Source organism: Pseudomonas sp. PME37.24/025 (assembly GCF_055556615.1).
Genome location: NZ_JBVHNK010000478.1, coordinates 1 through 236 on the forward strand (window position 1 = coordinate 1; position 236 = coordinate 236).

Sequence of the window (236 nt, forward strand, 5' to 3'; positions counted from 1 at the left end):
TGGCATAGCTGGCCAGCACGCCCGCCATGGTGGGGTCGGTGAAAACGGCGATGAAAGGCACACCGTAGGCTCGGCACCGCTCGACGGCGGCGGTTGTTTTGGCCATCTGCATCAGGCTCAGCATGCCTTCCTGCATCCGCGCCCCACCGCTGGAGCAGAAGACCACGACGCTGCACCTCTCGTCCACGCCGCGTTCCAGAGCGCGGGTGATCTTTTCTCCCGCGACCGATCCCATC

General features: G+C 65.3%; 1 protein-coding gene. It reads right to left on the minus strand.

Annotated elements, in window-relative coordinates:
• Positions 1-236 (minus strand): carboxyl transferase domain-containing protein (locus ACZ3HH_RS31145; protein ID WP_465810588.1); only part of this gene is annotated, 236 nt, incomplete at both ends.